This is a genomic window from Syntrophobacterales bacterium, assembly GCA_031274925.1.
GTDB lineage: Bacteria > Desulfobacterota > Syntrophorhabdia > Syntrophorhabdales > Syntrophorhabdaceae > PNOM01.
This window is the reverse complement of the sequence record JAISPL010000026.1, coordinates 44589-65837: the sequence shown is the minus strand read 5'-3', so window position 1 is coordinate 65837 and position 21249 is coordinate 44589. Positions and strand designations below refer to the sequence as shown.

Sequence of the window (21249 nt, the reverse complement as noted above, 5' to 3'; positions counted from 1 at the left end):
GTCTCAGGTGAGAGAAGGATATAGGCAGCGTGCAACATAAGAGATAGGCGCACTGCCTATATGTTCACATGCCTATCTCTTGCGCATGGGTATTAATAATTGATATAGTATTGGTGATGCGTGCGCTGCCGGATGCCAAAGAACTGTGGCTGTGGCGCCCGTCTGTCTGGCTGCTGTCGTTGTCGTTTATCTTAATTAATGGGTCTTGAGGCAAAATATGCATATACTTCTCAAGTGGCTGGTGATGACGGTGTCCATCGCGCTGGCTGCGTCTGTGATACCCGGAGTTATGCTCGCGGGTTTTTGGTCCGCCTTGTGGGTTGCCCTCTTTCTCGGCATCGTCAACGCACTCCTTCGGCCTATCTTCATTCTTATCACTCTGCCCATCAACATCCTGACTTTCGGGCTTTTCACCTTCGTCATCAACGCCACCCTGGTTCTCCTCGTTTCGTCCGTCATAAAAGGCTTCCATGTGAGCGGCTTCTGGGCTGCCATGTTCTTCAGTGTCGTCCTTTCCATAATCAACTACATATTGAGCCGCATCCTGGAGACGTTATGAATTAGATGTCTTCGGCGGTCCCCCGCAGCACAGCCGCTTCATGCTTGATCTTAAGCGAGGAGCCCGGACAACGCGTAAATCCATTCTTCTGATAAAAAATCAGGCTGTCACAGACGCTCCCTCGCCTCAAGGCGCCTGCTCTGCCGGCCCCCTCAAGGGGGTGGGAAAGCACAGGGTGAGGGGGATTATTTCTTGATACTATACCGCCAGGGCTGTCCTGTCGATAATCTGCCCTCTCGCGCTCACTACCGCAACCTCGACGGGGATTTTTCTTCCTGCGCGCCTCAATCCTTCTTTTACGATCATGGACAGCTTTGAGCAGCACGGCGCCTCCATAATGAGAACCGTGATATCCTTTATCTCTGCGGTTAAGAAAATGTCCTTGAGCTTGCTCACGTTAGCCTCCATGTCGTCGAACTTGGGGCAGCCGATGAGGACCGCCCTGCCCTTCAGGAAATCTTTATGGAAATCAGGATAAGCCACAGGGGTACAGTCGGACGCCACGAGGAGGCTTGCTCCTTTCAGAAAAGGGGCCGTGGGCGGCACCAGACGGATCTGTACGGGCCAATGGACGAGGGCGGACGAGGGCGGATTGGTGCTGCTAACCGGGGGGACGGTAAGCATCTGGATCCGGGCGGACGGACAGCCGCGAGGAGGCGTCTTCTCTTCCGGCGGTTCGGTCTTCCCGCCAGCCCGAAGGCGCGCTTCTGCCGCTTCAGCGTCAAAAGCATCGACGCCTCTCTCAACGATGGTGAGCGCCCCTTCGGGGCATTCCCCTATGCAGGCTCCAAGGCCGTCGCAGTATGCCTCCTGAACAATGCACGCCTTGCCGCCCACGATCTCGATTGCTCCCTCAGCGCAAGCCGCTGCGCAGAGTCCGCAACCGTTACACTTTGCCTCATCAATCTCGATTATCTGTCTCTTTGTCTTCATGCTCATTGTCTCCTCTAAAAATTCTTACCAAGCCATCCTCAACCGCCTGTGGCCGTCTCATTTAAGTAATTATAGTATAAGCCCGGGGGTCCATGTAAGCTACATGACTTAAGTCAAAAAGGAGGTGGAAAGCGAAAAAAAAGGGGGGGGGAGGAACCGTTTTGCATAGATGGAGGCGCTCATGCTATTCAAGCCTGATGGCAGCATAGATGCTTTGGAGATCATCGGCTAAGCGCTTAAACCAAATACAAAATATCAATGAGGGCTTACAGGAACAACCCCTGATCACCATTCGTACCGTCAAGTTCAGAAGCATCTTGGATAAACGGCTGCGGTCTTGCTGACGAGACGGTCGCGCGGAATACGATCAAGAGTCGCGTGTCCGCCCCTGTCCAACAAATCCCATGCGGGACGAATTTTTGATAGTCCAGGGAGAGCGGCGTTTGTAGAGCAAAGCATCGGGTTGGTTGAACGATAACCGGCGTCAGGGTGTAATTTGTAGAATCCGCTTTGAGCTTACGCCACGATATATGATCCGGTGCCGACGGCGATGAGATCATCCATCTCGTTCCTGAGTTCAATCCTAGTGACAGCGACCTTTTTTCCTGTCCTCAGCGCATGGGCCTTTGCGACGAACCGCTTGCCGCGGCCGGGGCGCAAATAATCGACCCGCAGGTCAAGGGTGTTTACCTTGCCGAACCTTGCAAGCTTCGCTTCGATATTCTCATCCATCATTCTTTCCTCAATACCCATGAAAGCAGACAAACCGCCGGTGACGTCGATGACGGACGAAATGACGCCACCGTGGAGCATCCCGCGGGAAACGTGACCGAGGAGATAGTCCTTCATCTCGAACGAGGTCGTGACGCCGTCACGGCTCAGCGATTCCACTTTAAGGCCTAACACTTTATTGAACGGAATCTTTTCGTCAAATAGCTCATTGAGACACAAAAACAAGTCGTCATCATTTCTGGGGCGGTCCATTGTCTCTCCCTAAAAGGATCAGATCTTAACTTCACATATCCTTAATAATTTTATCAGCGGCACGAATCCGCTTCAAGGGAAAATGACCGCCGCCGATAACAGCGTTGAAATAACCGATTTATACGACCCTGACGGTTTGCCTGCCCCTGAAATACCAGAAATTCCCGAGCCACCCCGTGCAACAGCTTTTCCCCAACTCATCCAAGTCAAACTGCTCGGTATCGCCTCGCCGGAAAAGTTCCTGAATCTGCGATGATGAAAACCCTTACAATTTCAGTTTGTTAAATTCTGCTGCTTAAGCGGGGCAACAACGAGAGCCCATCTCTCCTTTGCCGTGTTTTCATTGCAGTGTTAAATATATATAATGGGGGCATCGTTAGTTTGCTGCCACCTTTAAGAGCGGCACGCGGGAGCAATTGAGGGTTAGTTACTCCGGGCATTTGACCGATTTAGATTCAACGCCAATATAAATAGTCACGAGGCTGGCAATAAAAAATCTGGGCTAATTGATATACGAAACGATAGCGGGTCTGCCAATGAGCCCAACTCCCCGGTGAAGCCGTTTCCGGCATATCGGGAACGACTACCTTGATGCCATTATGGTTTAGACGTTTCAGGGCCTGGCCCACACATCCCAAGCGGCCAACTTCAATTGGAGGTCATGGGCAATCACAACTACGCTCACAACCTTATTTTTAGCTTTCAGCCCAATCAATTTATCGACCGCATAGAAGGCCGCCTTCCCGGTATTCACATATTTTTCATTGGAATGTTCATGCATGCGAAAAAGAGTCCGGCTTTTTTCTCGGTTCCCGCTTTTCTCGGTTTCGTGCATGCGTAATATTTCTAAAAGTTCCTTGTCTTTTTTGGCGCATTCCTTGTCTTCCTCGGGGCAGACGGCCACCCAAACGCCTTCCTGTACCAGTAAAATTGGGGCGCCAGTATTTTTTAAGGTCCAGCCTAAAAGCTCCCTATTGCTTTCGCCGGGCTGCATTTTCTCCAGAACCGGCTTACCCAGGCCATAGGCAAAAATAAGCGCCGCATCGGCCTCCTTTGCCTCTTCCTGCCAATTGTCAGTGGGGCGAGCCTTCAGGCTAACAAAAAGAAAGCTACATAAGACCAAGATAATCAAGAAGCCCAGCGGAAAGATAAGGACCAAGCCCGCTCGTATAAGCCATCCCCACGAAGATGGCTGACTAATCGCCACGCACAAACCGACAGCTAAAGCAATCACCGTACCCAGCACACAAGCCACACTTGGGAATAAAACCCAACCCTTCATAAGCTTAGTATCGATATAACGACCAGGCTTGTCAAGGTTTTTCAAAAAACAGCAGAAAGCCTTTGAAAAATTGTAAAATCAACCTTTCGGGGGCTTTGTGCGGCGCTTTCGCGGCGCCGTCATTTATTTAATTCGCGGGCCATGATTTTCTCATACCAGAAATTCTCCTATATTTCGACGAATCATCTCCGGGGTATTGATGGAGAAGTCTCCCGCCTGGACCCTCGTCCCTCCTATCGCTTCTCCGGCTCTCCCGGAGGGACGAGGAGATGAGTTGTCCTGCGGGGCAGCCCAAGGCATCTCTGGTTCAAGACGCGGCTGTGCCCACAGGATCTCAAATGTCCATCGTTTTCATTGACACGGCCGGGTTCCCGTCGTATATTTATCGGTGATTCATAAAATAGCCGGAGAGGGGCTGTCTCTATAATATTCCCTGAAATGAAACTATCTAACAATATAGCGTCCGTATCTTTGGGCATTCTTCTTGTGCTGCTCGCTCTGCTTTGTGCGCCCTCCTGGACCTTTGCTTCCACCGACCAGCTTGAGGCGGTCCATGAGGCTGCCGAGAAACTGTTTCGGTTCTGCATTGATCCCGGCAAGACTTCCCTTGACGAGCGCACCCTTGATGTCCTGGCGGATTACGTGATGGGCGCCAAACAAACAAAGGAGCACGCCGTCCCGTCGCTTCGCGATGGCACCGGGGCTTACTTTGAATTTGACACAAAGATCACCTTTCCCCGGTTCGTGGAATACTCGTACAGCTCCCTCGTTCCGCCGGTAATTACGAGACCGTCGTCGCTTCGCTACTCCATCTGGACTACCCCTCGCGGCGCATTAAAGCTGCCCGCCACATGGAAGCGCATTCCTTCCGGCGGAAGCCCTGTGGTGGTTCATGGCCTGGAACAGGAATCGGATACACCCGACCTCAACACCCATGTGTATCATGAATACGACCTCAAGAGAACGCTTATCCTGTTCAATTACAAAGGCCATCAGGCGATGCTCTCCATATCAAAACAGACCGGCAAATCGAACGTGGGAAAGAAGGGGACCATCCTGGGAAATGACAATGACTGGAATTACTACTACTCAGGGGAACCGGGCACGATGACGACAGGTCTTGGATGGGTCAAGTCCTACATTTACGATTTCTGCTCCATCGGCATCTATGTCGAAACGGGGGCCAACTCTTCGATGGTCCGGTCCGGCGTGTTCCAGTGGCTCCGCGCCGGCTGGTCGGGGATAAACTTCGTAAAATCAGGGCACATCCTTGCCGGATTGAGGCGCTTCTCCCGCGACTCGAGAGGGAGTCTGGAATCCCCTCGAATGCCCTCTCCAACGCAAATAGCCTCCTTTTACCAGTCGCTCTCCAATATGCCTCCGGGCGAGTTAACGGAGAGATATACCGCATTGCAGCAGGCACAGCGCGCCTCGGCCATTCAGCACGGGAGGATCAGCAAATCGGAAGGGAAGGAGCGCTCTTTTGCCGATGTTCCAAAAGAGCAGGTGCTTCAGGAGCTCCTGCTGGAATACCTCAAGATATCCCTGGGGAAGCCGGCTTTGCTCGGGAAACAATTCCTCTTTCCCCCTGCCCATGTCGCCCCTGAGGAGACAAGGTAGGCCCCACCCGGCAAGCCATGGTCGGGGGGACACCACGGCCCACAGAAATCATCCTCCCTCCCGCCGCTGGCGCTTGTAAGAGGTGCCGGAGACGGCTTTTCTTTTTCCCAATGTGACGAGAAATTCCGCTAAAAGCCACAGCCCGATGCCTGTGGAAATGGAAGTGTCGGCCACATTAAATGCTGGCCACTGGAGGTTCTTGTAATAGAAGAGGAGGAAATCAATCACGTATCCGACAGTCACCCTGTCGTAAATGTTTCCCAAGGCTCCGGCCAAGACGCACGTAAGGGCGAAGGTCTTGAGGGTTGGCCACCTGTATGCTATGAGGGCATAGCCGAGAGCCACAGCCACCACGAGAGGGAGCACCATGAATACATATTTGCCGAGATGGTGCTGGGAGAGAAAACCAAAGGCCCCGCCAAGGTTTCTCCAGTGCACGACCGCGAAATAAGGGGCAATGTCGACGCTTTCCCCGTACCTCAAATTTTCAGTGACGAGCCATTTGGTCCATCTGTCGAGGGCAAATATGAGCGGAATTATAAGGAAGATAGAATATCTTCGCATCGGCTGCATACGTTCGGAAACGGCCCGTCTTTTTTCATGCCGGTGGCGTACTGCCAGCACCGCTCGCACTTCTCCCCTTCTGCCTTGAGGACCGCGATATCAAGCTCCGCGCCCTCTTTCAGTTCTATCTGCGAGACGATAAACACGGCCTTCAGCTCGTCTTCTATCTTCTTGAGAAGCCTGTAGTCGTCTCCGCCCGCAGTGAGGATCAGTTTGGTGTCAAGAGAGTGGCCGATCTCTTTCGCAGCCCGCTTCTCTTCTATCTTCTTGTTCGCCTGCTCTCTGATCTTCCAGATGACCTCCCAGTCCCGCTCAATCGCTTCGCTGACGAACTCTTCTTTGGCGGAAGGAAAGCGCGTCAAAAGGACACTCTCCTCTTCCACCTGGCCTCCGAGGTAGGACCACATCTCGTCCGCAGTTGATGAGAGGACCGGCGCCATGAGTTTGGTGAGGGCCATGATGGTCTCGAAAATCACGGTCTGGGAGGCCCTTCTTTTCACGGCATCTGTCTTTTCCACATAGATCCTGTCCTTCGCGATGTCGAGATAAAGCGCGGAAAGATCGACGGCGCAGAAATTATGAATGCTGTGGTAGATGACGTGAAAGGAATAACTGCTGTACGCCTCCTTTACCTTTGTGATGAGCCTCTGGAGCCGCGAGAGGAGCCATTTGTCGAGATAAGAAAGGTCCTCGTAGGCCACCCGGTGCTTTGAAGGGTCAAAGTCGTCATGGATGTTGGCGTGGAGGAACCGGAGGGTATTCCTTATCCGCCTGTAAGTCTCCACCAGACGGTTGATGATGTCTTTCGATATCTTTATGTCGTCTCTGTAATCCTCATAGGTTACCCAGAGCCTCAGGATCTCGGCTCCATATTTTTCGATAATGTCTGAGGGGTATATGGTATTTCCGCGGGATTTAGACATTTTCCGCCCCGATCCGTCGACCACGAACCCGTGGGTAAGGACCGACCCATAGGGGGCTTTTCCCTCGTTCCCCACTGAGGCGAGCAGTGAGCTGTGAAACCAGCCCCTATGTTGATCGCTCCCCTCCAGGTAGAGGTCCGCAGGGTACTTAAGCTCCGGCCTTTTTTTACAAACCGCCGCAAAGCTTACGCCCGAATCAAACCAAACGTCAAGAATATCTTCTTCCTTCACGAAACCGGTATGACCGCAGTTGCCGCATTTGGCGTGGGGATCGAGAAAATAGGACGCCTCCTTCTCAAACCATACATCGGCCCCCGCTTTTTTAACCTCGTCAATCACTTTCTGGAAGGTTTCCCTGGTCCAGTACGGCTCGCGGCACTTTTCACAGTAAAATATGGTGATGGGCACGCCCCATGTCCGCTGTCTGGAGATACACCAGTCTGGGCGGACGGAGAGCATATTGTAGATTCTGTCCCTTCCCCACGCGGGGATCCACTTCACCCGGTCGATCTCATCTAATGCCTTCTGCCTGAGTCCGTTTTTGTCAATGGAGATAAACCACTGCTCTGTTGCCCTGAAGATGACGGGCTTCTTGCACCGCCAGCAATGGGGATAAGAGTGCTCAATTTCTTCCTGGTCAAGGAGGCTCCCAAGCTCTTGGAGCTTGGCGATCACGTGCTTGTTCGCGTCAAACACGTTCATTCCTCTGAAAAAGTCGACTTCATCCAGGAATTCGCCTTTCTCGTTAACTGGAGAGTAAACATCAAGGCCGTATTCGAGGCCGGTCTCATAGTCCTCCTCGCCGTGTCCGGGGGCGATATGGACAGCCCCTGTCCCCGTGTCGGCAGCTACATAGTCAGCAAAAACGATGACGGAGTCCCTCTCAATAAAGGGGTGCCTGAATTTCAAACCCTTCAGGCTTTCCGCCTGGATTTCCTCAAGGACTGTGTAATTGGTAATACCCGCCCTCTGCATAACATGCTCCACCAGATCCTTGAGGACTATGAAGATGGAATCCCCCGTGTCCACGGAAACGTAGGTAAAGTTGGGGTTTACCGCGATAGCGAGATTTGCGGGCAGGGTCCACGGCGTGGTGGTCCAGATGAGCATATAAAGAGGCTTATCCGGATACCCCGCGAATAGGCTGTCCTTCCTTTGGAGATATGGGAACTTCACGTAGATGGAGGTCGATTTCTTCGTATCATATTCTATTTCCGCCTCCGCCAGGGCGGTGAGGCAATTGACGCACCAGTAGACAGGTTTCTTTTTCCGATATATTTCGTTCCTCTCGAAAAATTTCTCGATCTCCTCGACAATGGTGGCCTGGTAGTTATAATCCATGGTGATGTAGGGATGATCCCAGTCCCCTGCTACGGCAAGCCTCTTGAACTCCTCCCTCTGCGTGTCAACGAAGCTGGCCGCATACTCTCTGCAGCGGCGGCGCACTTCAAGTTTTGTGAGGTTCTCTTTCGTCTCCTTTTCTATCTGATGCTCAATGGGGAGGCCATGACAGTCCCAGCCCGGGACGTAGTCTGCCCGAAAACCGGACATGAACTTCGATTTTATAATAATATCCTTAAGAATTTTGTTGAGGGCGGTCCCAAGATGTATGTTCCCGTTGGCGTAGGGGGGGCCGTCATGGAGGATGAAAGTGGGCCGGTCATCCTTTTCCGCAAGCCGGCTGTAGAGTCTGATCCGCTCCCAAAAGGCAAGCATCTCCTTTTCTTTTACCGGAAGGTTCCCTTTCATGGGAAAGGGTGTTTTTGGAAGGTTAAGTGTTTCTTTATAGTCCATTTTCTAAAGGTATCCTTAACAAGAAATTTCTACGAATTATCATATAAATCTAACACAAAGACCTTATCCATAGCAAGGACAATGAAAATCAGGCTCCTGGTTTCCGTCTGTTTCCCGGCAGGACCAGCCACAATTTCCGTCTGCAAGAAAATAGAGAAAAATGATTATAAATCAAGACTCCCGGGACATGCGGTGGCTGCGGCATTGTGGCGTAACTCAAGCGACGGGATTAAAAAAAGGTTGAAATAATTTCCCGTTTATATTAATATTTTTGTAAGCCATTCGGGAAACCTTTAAAGATATCCACATTTGTTGAAAACATGTTCACAACGACGTATAATAATGGATGATATTATCTCCCAAATAAAACCTAAGCTTGCGAGTATCATCAGCGAAGATAGCTATAAAACGTGGATTGATCCAATCCAATTTTCGGAATACAAGGACCATAGGTGTTATATCATGGTTCCGAATACCTTTTTCCGCGACTGGATTGTGGAGAATTTCGAGTCTACTCTGGCGAGTCTGCTTAAGGATGTTACAAAAGAAGATGTCAAAATTGAGTACGTTCTCAAAAAAGAAGAGAAACAGGAAAACACAAAGGGCGTGGTTATTAGAAAACCGCCGAAATATAATATCTTTAACCCGCGTTATATCTTTGAAAACTTCGTGGTGGGAGCAAGCAATCAATTTGCCAATGCCGCATGTCTTGCGGTTGCCACCAATCCCGGTAAGACATATAATCCTCTCTTCATATATGGTGGCGTGGGTCTCGGCAAGACTCACCTTCTCAATGCTATAGGCAATTTCACGCTGAACCACGGTTCCATAGGACCCGATCGTATCTGCTATACAACGGCCGAGGTTTTTACTAACGACCTCATAAATTCGTTGAGATATGAGAAGATGGAAGATTTCAGAAACCATTTTAGGAAAATGGATATTTTACTTATTGATGACATACAATTTATCGCAGGTAAAGAAAGAACCCAGGCAGAGTTTTTTCACACCTTCAACGCTCTTTATGACAATATGAAACAGATTGTGGTGACGAGCGACAAATTTCCGAGGGACATAGAAAATTTTGAGGAGCGCCTGCGCTCACGTTTCGAATGGGGTTTAATAGCAGATATCCAGTCCCTCGACCTTGAGACAAAAGTAGCCATTCTCAATAAAAAAGCAGAATATGAAAATGCTGACCTGCCCTTGGATGTAGCTTTCTTCATCGCCTCAAATGTAGATGATAATGTAAGATCCCTCGAGGGTTCCCTCACAAGAATCGTCGCTTTCTCATCCCTTAAAGGCGTACCAATTACCATTGATCTCGCCAAAGATGTGATGGGTCATCTCATAAAAGAGAGAAAAAAAGAGATTACTATTGATCTTATAATAGAAAATGTAGCCTCCTATTTTTCTATAAAGATATCAGAATTAAAGTCAGAGAGGAGAATCAGATCACTCATACTGCCCCGCCAAATCGCGATCTATCTCTCACGGAAATTGACGGACTCTTCTCTGGTAAGCATTGGTGAAAAGTTCGGTGGAAAGGATCACGCAACTGTGCTTCATTCCATAAGAAAAATTGAAGCCGAGATAAAAATAAAAAAAGAGTTGAAAAATGCTGTTGAAAACCTAGAATCCAGAATTAAATTAACATGAATTTACAAACGTTCCACAACCTTATTGCAGTATTTTTATCTGGATCTATTTAGATTTACTGGAGCTTTGATACTTTTTAACAAATCAACACCAAACTATTATTATGATGTGAGGTTTATATGAATATAATCATAGATAAAAATCTTATTTCCGCTCCAATATCAAAATTAGTAGGAATTACAGAGAAAAGATCTCTCATGCCCATACTCTCTAATATTTTGATATCTTTTGGAAGAGAGAAAACTACCATATATTCCACTGACCTTGAACTAAGCGCCATAAGCCATATTGATTACAAAACGGATGAGGAAAAGAAAATAGTAGTCCACGGGAAAAAATTCCTCGAGATACTGAAAGAGATGGATAATGGCGAGATAAATCTCGAAATAAAAGAGAATACCTTGACAATCAGGCAGAAACAGACGGAGATAGTTTTAAGTCTTCAGGAGCCTGATGAATTTCCTGAAGTGAGGGAAATTAAGGGATTTGAGGAATTCAGTCTAAACGGAGGGGTTCTTCGCGAGATAGTGGAAAAGGTAAATTTTGCCATTTCGAATGACGAGACGAGATATATACTTACAGGAATGCACATAAAGGGAAATGAAGGAAAAATAGTCGTGGTTGGTACGGATGGTTTTAGGATGGCCCTGTATCAGAAGGATATAGAAAATATCAAGTTGTTTAAGGGGATTACCATTCCGAAACGGTCTATGTCGGAAATTGAGAGGATTATAGGCGACGATGATAATGTGAAATTATCCATCGACGACAAGCATATTCAGTTCAGCACTGACAAGGCTACGGTAGTGTCGAGGATTATTGAGGGGAATTTTCCCGATTATGATAATGTCATACCACAACAGAGTGAGAACACAGCAGTTGTTAAAAAGGAATATTTTTTAAGGGGTTTAAGGCGCGTCTCGTCAATTATGGGGCGGTCAGAACCAGTTAAAATCACGCTCTCGGCGGGTTGTATGGAGATAGAGGCAGAATCGGACATAGGTCATGCCAGGGAAATGATCAATATTATCTATGAAGGGGAAACAATGAGCCTCAATTTTAACGTGAGGTTTATCCTTGATATAGTATCCCATATTGAAGGGAAGAAAATTATTGTGAAAGTACCACCCACATACGGCGCCGTTCTCTTTGAGGAGGAAAATGGAGCAGAGTATTATAAAAATATCGTGATGCCAATCAGAGTGTAAAAAAAAGGAATTAGGAAATGAGAGAATACGGAGCGGAAAATATAAAAATATTGGGAGGTCTTGACGCAGTCAGAAAAGTACCTTCCATGTATATAGGAAATACGGGTGTTGAGGGACTTCACCATCTTGTGTATGAGCTTGTGGATAACAGTGTAGACGAGGCGCTTGAAGGATACTGCAACAAGATACAGGTTATTATTCATCGCGATAACAGTATTACATGTGAAGATAACGGAAGAGGTATTCCTGTGGCTATTCACGCCGAAGAAGGAATACCGGCCCTGGAAGTGGTACTTACGAAACTTCACGCTGGCGGTAAGTTTGATAAGGATACCTATCGCTATTCTGCCGGGCTCCACGGTGTTGGTCTTTCCGTGGTAAATGCTCTTTCCGAGTATCTTGAGGTAGAAGTCCGAAGGGATGGGAAGGTCTACTTCCAGCGATATGAAGGGGGGAATAAAACAGCGGAACTCAAGATTATCGGCGATACAGAAAAGACGGGTACGAAAGTAAAGTTTAAACCTGATGAAAATCTCTTTGAGACTTCAGAGATAAGTTATGACATCATAGCTCACAGGATGAGGGAAATATCTTTCCTTAATAACGGTATCCATATCGTTGTAACCGATGAAAAGAAGGGTAAACGGCAGGAATTTAAACATGAAGGCGGCGTAAAGGCCTTTGTAAAATATCTGAATACAAACAAAACCGCCCTTTTCGAGGAGCCCGTATATGTGATCAGCGAAAGGCAGCCTCTCGACTTTATCGAGGTGGCAGTCCAATATAACGATGGATATAATGAAAATATATACAGCTTCGTAAATAATGTAAACACCCAGGAAGGCGGTACCCATGTGGCGGGATTCAGGGCGGCATTTACGAGGAGCATCAACAATTTTATCCAGTCAAGTCCAACTATAAAAGTAAAAGAGAACGTATCAGGCGATGACATAAAAGAGGGTATGGTCACCGTCGTGAGCATCAAGATAGCAAATCCCCAGTTTGAGGGTCAGACGAAAGCGAAGCTCGGGAACAGTGAGATTAAGGGTCTCGTGGAGTCTGTTCTCAATGAAAGATTTACTGAATATTTTGAGCTCCATCAGGATATTGCCAAAGCGATTATTACTAAGGCGATGGAGGCAAAAAAGGCGAGGGAGGCAGCAAAGAAAGCAAAAGAGCTTGTAAAGACGAAAAGTCTTCTGGAAAGCGGGATACTGCCAGGAAAGCTCGCCGATTGTCAGGAGAACGACCCGAACCTTTGCGAGATTTATATCGTTGAGGGAGATTCGGCGGGAGGTTCTGCAAAACAGGGAAGAAACCGGGCGACCCAGGCAATTCTGCCGCTTCGGGGTAAGATATTGAATGTGGAAAAATCGAGGCAGGAAAAAGTACTCACAAACCAGGAGATCAGAGCAATCTATCTGGCCTTGGGGATAACCACGGACAGCATAGAAAAGCTGAGATATCACAAGGTAATAATTATGACTGACGCCGATGTGGATGGTTCCCACATCAGGACACTCCTCCTCACACTTTTTTACCGGAAAATGCCAGACCTTCTCATGAATGGATATGTCTATATAGCCCAGCCGCCGCTCTACAAGATAAAACATGGCTCAAAAGAAATATATGCGAAGGATGAGGAGGATTTTGAGCGGCACATCATGACCAGGGGCATGGACAAGATACAATGTTATCTTGGCGAAGAAAAGGTGGAAGGTGAAACTCTTAAGAGCGGTGTGGAGAAAATGAGAGGCGTAGAGCGGTATGTGCGGGATTTGAACATTGCCGGCACCGACAGGATTGTAATCATGGGCCTTTTTGGGGCAGGTATTTCAAGGAGAGAGGACTTTGAGGAACCGGACAGACTGACCGCAGTAAAGGAATATGTAGAAAAGGAAGGTTTCGAGACGACGCTGACCAAGGACAGGGAACACAGTCTTTTCTCTCTTCTGGTGAAGGACCTCTCGAGAAAAACGACCACTCTAATTGATTACGAGATGTGCAGTCAGGGTGATTATTTGGCCGCATATAAGGAGTATACACAGGCGAAACCCTTTTACGAAGGGGCGGTACGGGTGGTAAACGGGGCGGCGGAAAAGGTGTTTTCCAACGCCGAAGGTCTTCTTGGCTTTATAAACAGCGTGGGGAAGGAAGGAATTAACATCCAGAGATACAAAGGCTTAGGAGAGATGAACCCCGAGCAGCTTTGGATGACCACCATGGATCCGGAAAGAAGAACCCTTCTCAAGGTTTCCATTGAAGACGCAGTGGAAGCGGATCAGGTGTTTACCGTTCTTATGGGCAATAATATCGAGACGAGAAGGCTTTTTATCGAGGGAAACGCCTTGAATGTCAGAAACCTCGACATATGATTACAGTCGGTATTACAGGCATCATAGGGAGCGGCAAGAGTACGGTATCACGGATGTTACGGGAAGCAGGCTACCAGGTAATTGATCTTGATCATATCGCAAAGGAAGTTTCCGGCAGCTCCGAGGTAAAGGAAGATATCAGGAGAGTCTTCGGCGAAGAGTTCATAAGAGACGACGGATCAATTGACGTGAACAGGATGAAAACGCTGGTTTTTCAGGACCGGGAGCGTCTTGCCATGCTTGAAAAAATAGCCCATCCCCGGATCCTTGGCGAACTGGCCCGGCGGCTTGCATGGGAAAAGGAAAAGGGCGCAAGAGCCGTCATCATTGACGGACCCTTGATTTTTGAAAAAGGGATGAATAAAGAACTGACAAAGACCGTGGTGATATCGGCGAACATGGAGACCATAAGGAAAAGACTTCTCCTTAGGGGAATGATAAGCGAGGACGCGGAGAGAAGGATATCAAACCAGATGCCCTTGTCAGAAAAAGAGAAAATGGCTGATCATATTGTAAATAACAACGGGACGGAACAAGACCTTATAGGCGAGACGAACTTTCTCTTGGAACAGATAAAAATATGGGAGGTAGAGGATACATGCACCTTAATGAATTAAAGAAGAAGAAAATCGGGGAACTGACCCATATGGCGAAGGAGATGAATATAGATAATGCTGCTGGTTTACGAAAACAGGAGCTCATATTCGCGATACTCCAGGCCTTCGTCGACAAAAATGAGTCGGTTTACGGAGAGGGGGTGCTCGAAGTCCTTTCTGAAGGATTCGGTTTTTTAAGATCAACAGACTCTAACTACCTTCCGGGTCCTGACGACATTTATATATCGCCGTCGCAAATAAAGAGGTTTGGCCTTAGGACAGGGGATACGACCTCGGGTCAGATAAGGCCCCCCAAAGATAACGAAAAATACTTCGCCCTTCTCAAGGTGGAAACGATCAACTTTGATGACCCGAGCGTGGCCAAAGACAAGATAATATTCGACAATCTCACCCCTCTTTATCCCGACGAAAGACTCCGCCTGGAGACAAAGACAGACGGCCTTTCCACAAGGGTCATGGATCTCTTCACCCCCATCGGCAAAGGCCAGAGAGGCTTGATCGTCGCGCCTCCCAGAACGGGCAAGACAATGCTCCTTCAGTCCATCGCAAACAGTATAACGAGAAACCACAAGGAGGTTCATCTGATCGTCCTGCTCATTGATGAAAGGCCGGAGGAGGTTACGGACATGATCAGGTCCGTAAACGGAGAGGTGATAAGCTCCACCTTTGACGAGCCGGCCACAAGACACGTGCAGGTGGCGGAGATAGTGATAGAGAAAGCCAAGAGGCTCGTGGAGCACAAAAAAGATGTGGTCATCCTCCTCGACAGCATTACGAGGCTCGCGAGGGCTTACAATACTGTGGTGCCATCAAGCGGCAAGATTCTGTCAGGCGGTATCGACGCGTCCGCCATGCAGAAGCCGAGACGATTCTTCGGGGCCGCCAAGAACATTGAAGAGGGGGGGAGCCTGACCATCGTTGCCACAGCTCTCATAGATACGGGCAGCAGGATGGACGAGGTCATCTTTGAAGAGTTCAAGGGCACGGGAAACATGGAGATCTACCTCGACCGGAAGCTTGCCGAGAAGAGGGTATTCCCGGCCATCGACATAAACAAATCGGGAACCAGAAAAGAAGAACTTCTCCTCGACAACGGCGACCTGTCGAGGATATGGCTTTTAAGGAAAGTGCTTCAGCCTATGAACCAGGTGGAGGCCATGGAGTTTCTCCTTGAGAAACTGACCGACACCGATTCGAATAAAGATTTCTTATATTCAATGAGCAAAGGAGGATAACCATGAAAAAAGCAATACACCCCAACCTGAAGACAGCCACAGTCAAATGCGCGTGCGGCCATACCTTCGAAACCCTGTCCGTGAAGGAAAAGATTACCGTGGAAATCTGTGCGAAGTGCCACCCAATCTTCACCGGGAAGGAGAAGAGGATTGACTCCGCGGGACAGGTGGAGAAATTCGAGAGAAGGTACGGCAAGAAGATTGAAAAATAATGTTTGAAAGACTGGAAGAGACGGAGAAGCGGTACCGGGAGATTGAGGAAGAGATGGCCAAGCCCGAGTCCCTCTCCAATATGGAGACTTTTAAGCTGCTCGCCAAGGAGCGGACCGAGATCAAAGAGGTTGTAGATCTTTACAGGAACTGGAGGAAGCAGAAGGAAGAGGCGGAAAAAGTCGCGGAGATGGTCCGGTCCGAGACGGATGAGGACCTCAAAGACCTGGCCAGGGAAGAGGTAGCGCTCCTGGAGAAGGAGACGGAGAGGTTCGCAGCCCTGCTCACCGATAAATTGCTCAGCAAACATGAAACGACCGCGAGGAGCATGTTCCTTGAGATCAGGGCGGGCACCGGAGGCGGAGAAGCCGCTCTTTTCGCGAGAGACCTCCTTGCCATGTACCTGAAGCATGCGGAAAAGAACCGCTGGAAGACGGAGCTTATGGAGGCGAGCACATCAGACCTGGGGGGCTTGAAAGAAGCGATACTGGCGATTGAGAATAAGGACGCCTACAACCTGCTCCAGTACGAAAGCGGGGTTCACAGGGTTCAGAGGGTACCCCTCACGGAAGCGCAGGGCCGCATCCATACTTCCACGGTGACCGTGGCGGTCCTTGCAGAACCCGAAGAACTTGAGGTGAACATAAGCCCCGAGGAGCTCCGAATCGACGTATTCAGATCAAGCGGACCCGGAGGCCAGCATGTGAACACTACCGATTCCGCAGTGAGGATCACGCACCTGCCCACGGGTATCGTGGTTACCTGCCAAGACGAGAAGTCACAGCACAAAAACAAGGCGAAGGCCATAAGGGTGCTGCGGGCGCGGCTCAAAGAGAAATTTGAGAGCGAAAAAGAGCAGGAAATATCCGAGGAGCGGAGGAAGCAGGTAGGCAGCGGCGACAGAAGCGAACGAATAAGAACATACAACTTTCCCCAGGGCAGGGTCACGGACCACAGAATCGGTCTCACGCTGTACAAGCTTCAAGACGTCATGGACGGTGACCTGGATGGGATCATCGCCCCCCTGACGGCCCACTTCAGATCGGAAACCATGAACAAAGGGTAAAATCGTTGCGTATCCGAGACATCATGTCAGAGGCGGGAGCAATGAAGGGGGCAGATGTTCTCCCTATCCTCTCTTTTGCCCTTTCCATCAAAAAAGAAAAGATTCTGGTCAGTCTCGACAATGAGATCGGAGACGAGGCGGCACGTACCATAACAACCCTCGTGAGAGAGAGGGAAGCGGGAAAGCCCCTTGCCTACATCACAAGAGAGAAAGAATTTTTCTCTCACTCGTTTTTCGTGGACGGCAGAGTGTTGATCCCCAGGCCGGAAACAGAGCTTCTCGTGGAGGAGGCCTTAGCGATTCTCGAAAAACGGAATGACCTGCGGTCCGTCATGGACATGGGAACAGGCTCTGGTGTTGTCGGGAACACTATTGCACGGCTCTCCTTGAGGAGTGTGCTCTGCGTGGATATCTCGCCGGGCGCCCTTGACGTGGCGCAAAAGAACGGGCGGGATTCAGGTATGGCGGAGAGGCTCACATTCCTCTGCTCGGACCTGATGAGCGGTATAAAGAAAGGTCGGAAGTTTGACATGATTGTTGCGAACCTTCCTTATGTGGCGGAACACGAATGGGACGGCCTCATGAGGGATGTAAAGGAATACGAGCCGGCGTCGGCCCTTTTAGGGGGTCCTGACGGGCTTGACATATACCGGAGATTCGTCCGCCTCCTGCCTGACCACCTAAGCGAGCACGGATTTGTGCTTATCGAAATAGGCGACGGGCAGGGAAAGAAAGTGGCGGAACTGTTTGAATCCAGCGGGCTTAATGCGGCGCTGAAAAAGGACCTTGCGGGAAAGGAAAGGATGGTCAGAGGGTCATGGACAGATTTGTAATTGAAGGGGGAGATAGGCTTAAAGGAGCAGTAAGGATAAGCGGGTCGAAGAACGCTGTTTTGCCGGTTCTCGCGGCGACTGTATTGAAAAAGGGCGTGTATACCATAGGGAATGTCCCCCGTCTTAAGGATGTTGATACCATGATCCGTCTCCTGAGTGTTCTCGGAGCGAAGGTGAAATGGGTTGAGCCTCACCGACTGAAAGTGGATACGCGTAAATTGGAGAATCATGTAGCCCCTTATGAGCTGGTCAAGGAGATGAGGGCCTCCGTGCTTGTTCTTGGCTCGCTTATGGGCAGGCTTAAAAAGGCAACGGTATCGTATCCCGGCGGCTGCGCCATAGGGGAGCGGCCCATAGACCTTCACCTTAAAGGACTTGCCACGCTCGGCTGCGAAGTCAACATCAAAGAAGGTTACGTGGAGGTAACGGCAAAAGAAATGAAGGGCGGGAGAATAACCTTTGAAACGACGACGGTGGGCGGCACGGAGAACATCCTCATGGCCGCTGTCCTTGCCAAAGGGGAGACAATCATTGAGAACGCGGCCAAGGAACCAGAGGTGGTTGATCTTGTGGCCATGCTCAGAAAGATGGGGGCAAGGATCGACGGCGACGGCACGGAGGTGCTCAGGATAAATGGGGTTGAGGCGCTCACTCCCTGTGATCATGACGTAATCCCGGACAGGATAGAGACGGGGACATTCCTCGCCGCGTGCGGCATTACGAGAGGAAATATTGAGATAGAGGAATGCAATCCTGATCATGTGAAGGCGATAATCGACAAATTCAAGGAAGCGGGCATGGAGATCAGTGAGCATGGGACCACGATAAAAGCGGCTATGAACAAAAAGCGGCCTCTGGCCGTGGATATAAAGACGGCCCCCTATCCAGGATTCCCTACGGACATGCAAGCCCAGACGATGGCTTTCATGAGCATTTCCCGCGGGGTGAGCGCCATAACCGAGACCATCTTTGAGAATAGGATGATGCATGCGGGGGAGCTCCGGCGTATGGGTGCGGACATAAGAGTGATAGGCAATACGGCCATCGTAAAGGGAGGCAAGATCCTTTCCGGAACGCAGGTAATGGCGACGGACCTGAGGGCGTCCGCGTCCCTTATTGTCGCGGGTCTCGCATCTTACGGCTCCACGGAGATTTCAGAAATTTACCATATCGACCGGGGATATGAAACCATAGAGGAGAAGCTCTCCGGTCTTGGCGCAAAGATAACGAGGAGGAAGGGTGAAGATCTGGAATCTTGATCAGGAATTCGACCGACTCATCGCTTTCGTCTTGGAGGGCAGGGAAAAGAGGAAGACGCATGTCGGAGTAGCGGTTGAACACGTCAGGAATGCTATTCAGGAAAAGGGCGAAGCGGCCGTTGTCGAGTTTTCAAGGCAATGGGACGAGTGGGAGAAAGACCACCCCCTCAAAGTGTCTGAAAAAGAGATACATGAAGCGGAGACCGGGATACATGAAGCGGACAAGGCGGTGCTGAAAGGCATGATAAAAAACGTGAAGGCCTATCACCGGGGACAGAAAGGCCGTAAGCGGATATACAGGAGAAAAGGTCTCACCGTGACCGAAGAAATGGTTCCCCTGGAGAGGGCCATGGTGTATGTGCCTGGCGGGACCGCGCCTTATCCCTCTTCGGTGATCATGGGCGTAGTGCCTGCCCAGCTTGCCGGGGTGAGTGAGATATTTGTTGCCACTCCCGCGAAGAAAGGGATCATAAACCCGTATATACTCGCCGCATGCAGCCTTCTGGGTATAAACGATGTATACAGGATCGGCGGCGCTCAGGCCATATACGCCTTTTCATACGGAACGGGCTCCATACCGAAGGTCGACGTCATTGTGGGTCCGGGAAACGCATATGTGGAAGCGGCAAAGAGGGATGTATACGGAACAGTGGGCATAGACATGCTCGCAGGCCCCTCCGAGCTTATCGTCCTCGCCACCGAGCCCTTCTCCCCCGAGGTAATCGCGTGGGACCTCCTCTCCCAGGCGGAACATGACGAAATGGCTGTGGTGGGACTCTTCTCGCCTTCAAGAGAGCACCTTGAACAGGTCCGCTCCGCCATGGATGGACTTTCTGCGGCCAGCCCGAGAAAGCCCGTCATGGAGAAGGCCCTTGCAGACAACGGGTTTCTCGTGAAATATAGCGACAAAGAGAAAATGGTGCAGGCAATCAACATGATTGCGCCCGAACACATGGAGGTCATCGGAGACGAAGAAGAAGCACGGCGCTTCCTCTATCCGGGTATAATCTATGTCGGCCCCTGTACGCCCGTCGCGCTGGGCGATTATTATATAGGCACCAACCATGTCCTGCCTACAAGCGGTGCGGGGAGGTTCACGGCGGGCCTTTCGGTGGATACGTTCACAAAGAGAAAGTCGGTGGTGAAAGCAGAAAAGGAGTTTGTAAGACAATTTGCCGATAATGCGGCAAGGCTGGCCCGGATAGAAGGCCTCTTTGCCCATGGAGAGGCAATACTGGCAAGAAAGGAGCTGTTATGAAGCTTAAGATAGGTCTTCCGAAAGGGAGCTTGCAAGAGAGTACATTCAGACTCTTCAAAAATGCGGGATACACCATAAAACTGCCCGAAAGGTCGTATGTCCCCGTGATTGACGACCCCGAGATGGAGGGTCTCGTGATCAGAGCCCAGGAGATGGCCCGCTACGTGGAGGACGGGATCCTTGATATGGGGATCACAGGCTATGACTGGGTGCTCGAACAGGACGCGAAGGTGGTGGAGCTTGTCCGCCTGAGATACGGCAAAGTGGGGTTCAGGGGCGTGAAATGGGTGGTCGCGGTGCCTGCGGACTCGCCTATACGGACCATTGAGGATTTAAAGGGAAAGAAGATCGCCACAGAACTCGTGGCCTTTACGAAAAGATTTTTGAGGAAGAGAGGGATAGAGGCGTCCGTGGAGTTTTCCTGGGGGGCTACCGAAGTAAAGCCGCCCCTTCTCGCTGACGCAATCGTTGAAGTCACCGAGACAGGAGCTTCGATAAAAGCGAATAACCTGAGAATCGTGGACACGATCCTTGAGTCTGAGACGGTGCTCATCGCCAACCGGGAGGCATGGAAAGACAAGTGGAAAAAAAGGAAGATAGAGAATATAATGATATTGCTGAAAGGCGCGCTCCTTGCCGAGGAGAAGGTGGGACTCAAGATGAATGTTCCCAGGCGGGCGCTTAAAAAGGTATCCGGGATTCTCCCTTCGCTGCATACGCCGACCGTGTCAAATCTTTCGGACGAGAACTGGATCGCCGTGGAAGTGATCATTGACGAGAAAGTGGTAAGAGATATTATCCCGGATCTCAAGCGGGCGGGCGCGGAGGGAATTGTGGAATATCCTTTGAATAAAGTGATACCGTAAGAGG

The 21249-nt window shown here is 49.9% G+C and carries 18 protein-coding genes; 13 read left to right on the top strand and 5 right to left on the bottom strand.

Annotated features, from left to right (window positions below; all coding sequences use genetic code 11):
• The first annotated feature begins 217 nt into the window (after positions 1 to 217).
• Positions 218 to 559, top strand: coding sequence for a phage holin family protein (locus LBQ00_04755; GenBank protein MDR2018169.1), 342 nt, complete (start codon positions 218 to 220; stop codon positions 557 to 559).
• Positions 560 to 757: 198 nt separating this feature from the next.
• Here LBQ00_04755 and LBQ00_04750 read toward each other — a convergent pair whose 3' ends face one another.
• The 3 genes from LBQ00_04750 to LBQ00_04740 all read right to left on the bottom strand — a co-directional run bounded on the left by LBQ00_04750 (position 758) and on the right by LBQ00_04740 (position 3803).
• Positions 758 to 1492: a 4Fe-4S binding protein gene (locus LBQ00_04750; GenBank protein ID MDR2018168.1), complete on the bottom strand. Its 735-nt coding sequence runs from the start codon at positions 1490 to 1492 to the stop codon at positions 758 to 760.
• A 516-nt stretch (positions 1493 to 2008) separates the two neighbouring features.
• On the bottom strand, positions 2009 to 2476 hold the full coding sequence (locus tag LBQ00_04745) for a thioesterase family protein (protein ID MDR2018167.1): 468 nt from the start codon (positions 2474 to 2476) through the stop codon (positions 2009 to 2011).
• 613 nt (positions 2477 to 3089) lie between these two features.
• A complete protein-coding gene (locus LBQ00_04740) occupies positions 3090 to 3803 on the bottom strand; it encodes a hypothetical protein (GenBank protein ID MDR2018166.1) in 714 nt (237 codons plus the stop codon).
• A 393-nt stretch (positions 3804 to 4196) separates the two neighbouring features.
• On the opposite strand from LBQ00_04740, the gene LBQ00_04735 reads away from it, so the two are divergent.
• Positions 4197 to 5378, top strand: a complete 1182-nt coding sequence (locus LBQ00_04735; GenBank protein ID MDR2018165.1) for a hypothetical protein — start codon at positions 4197 to 4199, stop codon at positions 5376 to 5378.
• Positions 5379 to 5426: 48 nt separating this feature from the next.
• Here LBQ00_04735 and lspA read toward each other — a convergent pair whose 3' ends face one another.
• The gene (lspA, locus tag LBQ00_04730) at positions 5427 to 5942 is read right to left on the bottom strand and encodes a signal peptidase II (protein MDR2018164.1); all 516 of its coding nucleotides are present in this window, start codon (positions 5940 to 5942) and stop codon (positions 5427 to 5429) included.
• The gene (ileS, locus tag LBQ00_04725; GenBank protein MDR2018163.1) at positions 5915 to 8659 is read right to left on the bottom strand and encodes an isoleucine--tRNA ligase; all 2745 of its coding nucleotides are present in this window, start codon (positions 8657 to 8659) and stop codon (positions 5915 to 5917) included. Before ileS ends, lspA begins: the two co-directional genes overlap by 28 nt.
• Before the next feature lie 342 nt (positions 8660 to 9001).
• On the opposite strand from ileS, the gene dnaA reads away from it, so the two are divergent.
• The 11 genes from dnaA to hisG all read left to right on the top strand — a co-directional run bounded on the left by dnaA (position 9002) and on the right by hisG (position 21245).
• On the top strand, positions 9002 to 10318 hold the full coding sequence (gene dnaA, locus LBQ00_04720; protein ID MDR2018162.1) for a chromosomal replication initiator protein DnaA: 1317 nt from the start codon (positions 9002 to 9004) through the stop codon (positions 10316 to 10318).
• 119 nt (positions 10319 to 10437) lie between these two features.
• Positions 10438 to 11526 carry a DNA polymerase III subunit beta gene (gene dnaN, locus LBQ00_04715; GenBank protein MDR2018161.1) on the top strand — a complete coding sequence of 363 codons (1089 nt, stop codon included), beginning with the start codon at positions 10438 to 10440 and terminating at the stop codon, positions 11524 to 11526.
• A gap of 17 nt (positions 11527 to 11543) precedes the next feature.
• Positions 11544 to 13901, top strand: a complete 2358-nt coding sequence (gene gyrB / locus LBQ00_04710; GenBank protein ID MDR2018160.1) for a DNA topoisomerase (ATP-hydrolyzing) subunit B — start codon at positions 11544 to 11546, stop codon at positions 13899 to 13901.
• On the top strand, positions 13898 to 14518 hold the full coding sequence (gene coaE / locus LBQ00_04705) for a dephospho-CoA kinase (GenBank protein ID MDR2018159.1): 621 nt from the start codon (positions 13898 to 13900) through the stop codon (positions 14516 to 14518). The genes gyrB and coaE overlap by 4 nt, the downstream gene beginning before the upstream one ends.
• On the top strand, positions 14500 to 15753 hold the full coding sequence (rho, locus tag LBQ00_04700) for a transcription termination factor Rho (protein ID MDR2018158.1): 1254 nt from the start codon (positions 14500 to 14502) through the stop codon (positions 15751 to 15753). Before coaE ends, rho begins: the two co-directional genes overlap by 19 nt.
• A gap of 2 nt (positions 15754 to 15755) precedes the next feature.
• Positions 15756 to 15965: a 50S ribosomal protein L31 gene (rpmE, locus tag LBQ00_04695; GenBank protein ID MDR2018157.1), complete on the top strand. Its 210-nt coding sequence runs from the start codon at positions 15756 to 15758 to the stop codon at positions 15963 to 15965.
• On the top strand, positions 15965 to 17029 hold the full coding sequence (gene prfA, locus LBQ00_04690) for a peptide chain release factor 1 (GenBank protein MDR2018156.1): 1065 nt from the start codon (positions 15965 to 15967) through the stop codon (positions 17027 to 17029). Before rpmE ends, prfA begins: the two co-directional genes overlap by 1 nt.
• Before the next feature lie 23 nt (positions 17030 to 17052).
• Positions 17053 to 17862: a peptide chain release factor N(5)-glutamine methyltransferase gene (prmC, locus tag LBQ00_04685; GenBank protein MDR2018155.1), complete on the top strand. Its 810-nt coding sequence runs from the start codon at positions 17053 to 17055 to the stop codon at positions 17860 to 17862.
• Positions 17847 to 19121 carry a UDP-N-acetylglucosamine 1-carboxyvinyltransferase gene (murA, locus tag LBQ00_04680; GenBank protein ID MDR2018154.1) on the top strand — a complete coding sequence of 425 codons (1275 nt, stop codon included), beginning with the start codon at positions 17847 to 17849 and terminating at the stop codon, positions 19119 to 19121. The genes prmC and murA overlap by 16 nt, the downstream gene beginning before the upstream one ends.
• Entirely contained in the window at positions 19102 to 20379 is a 1278-nt protein-coding gene (gene hisD / locus LBQ00_04675; protein ID MDR2018153.1) for a histidinol dehydrogenase, read from the top strand. Before murA ends, hisD begins: the two co-directional genes overlap by 20 nt.
• Positions 20376 to 21245, top strand: coding sequence for an ATP phosphoribosyltransferase (hisG, locus tag LBQ00_04670; protein MDR2018152.1), 870 nt, complete (start codon positions 20376 to 20378; stop codon positions 21243 to 21245). The genes hisD and hisG overlap by 4 nt, the downstream gene beginning before the upstream one ends.
• The last annotated feature ends 4 nt before the right edge of the window (positions 21246 to 21249 follow it).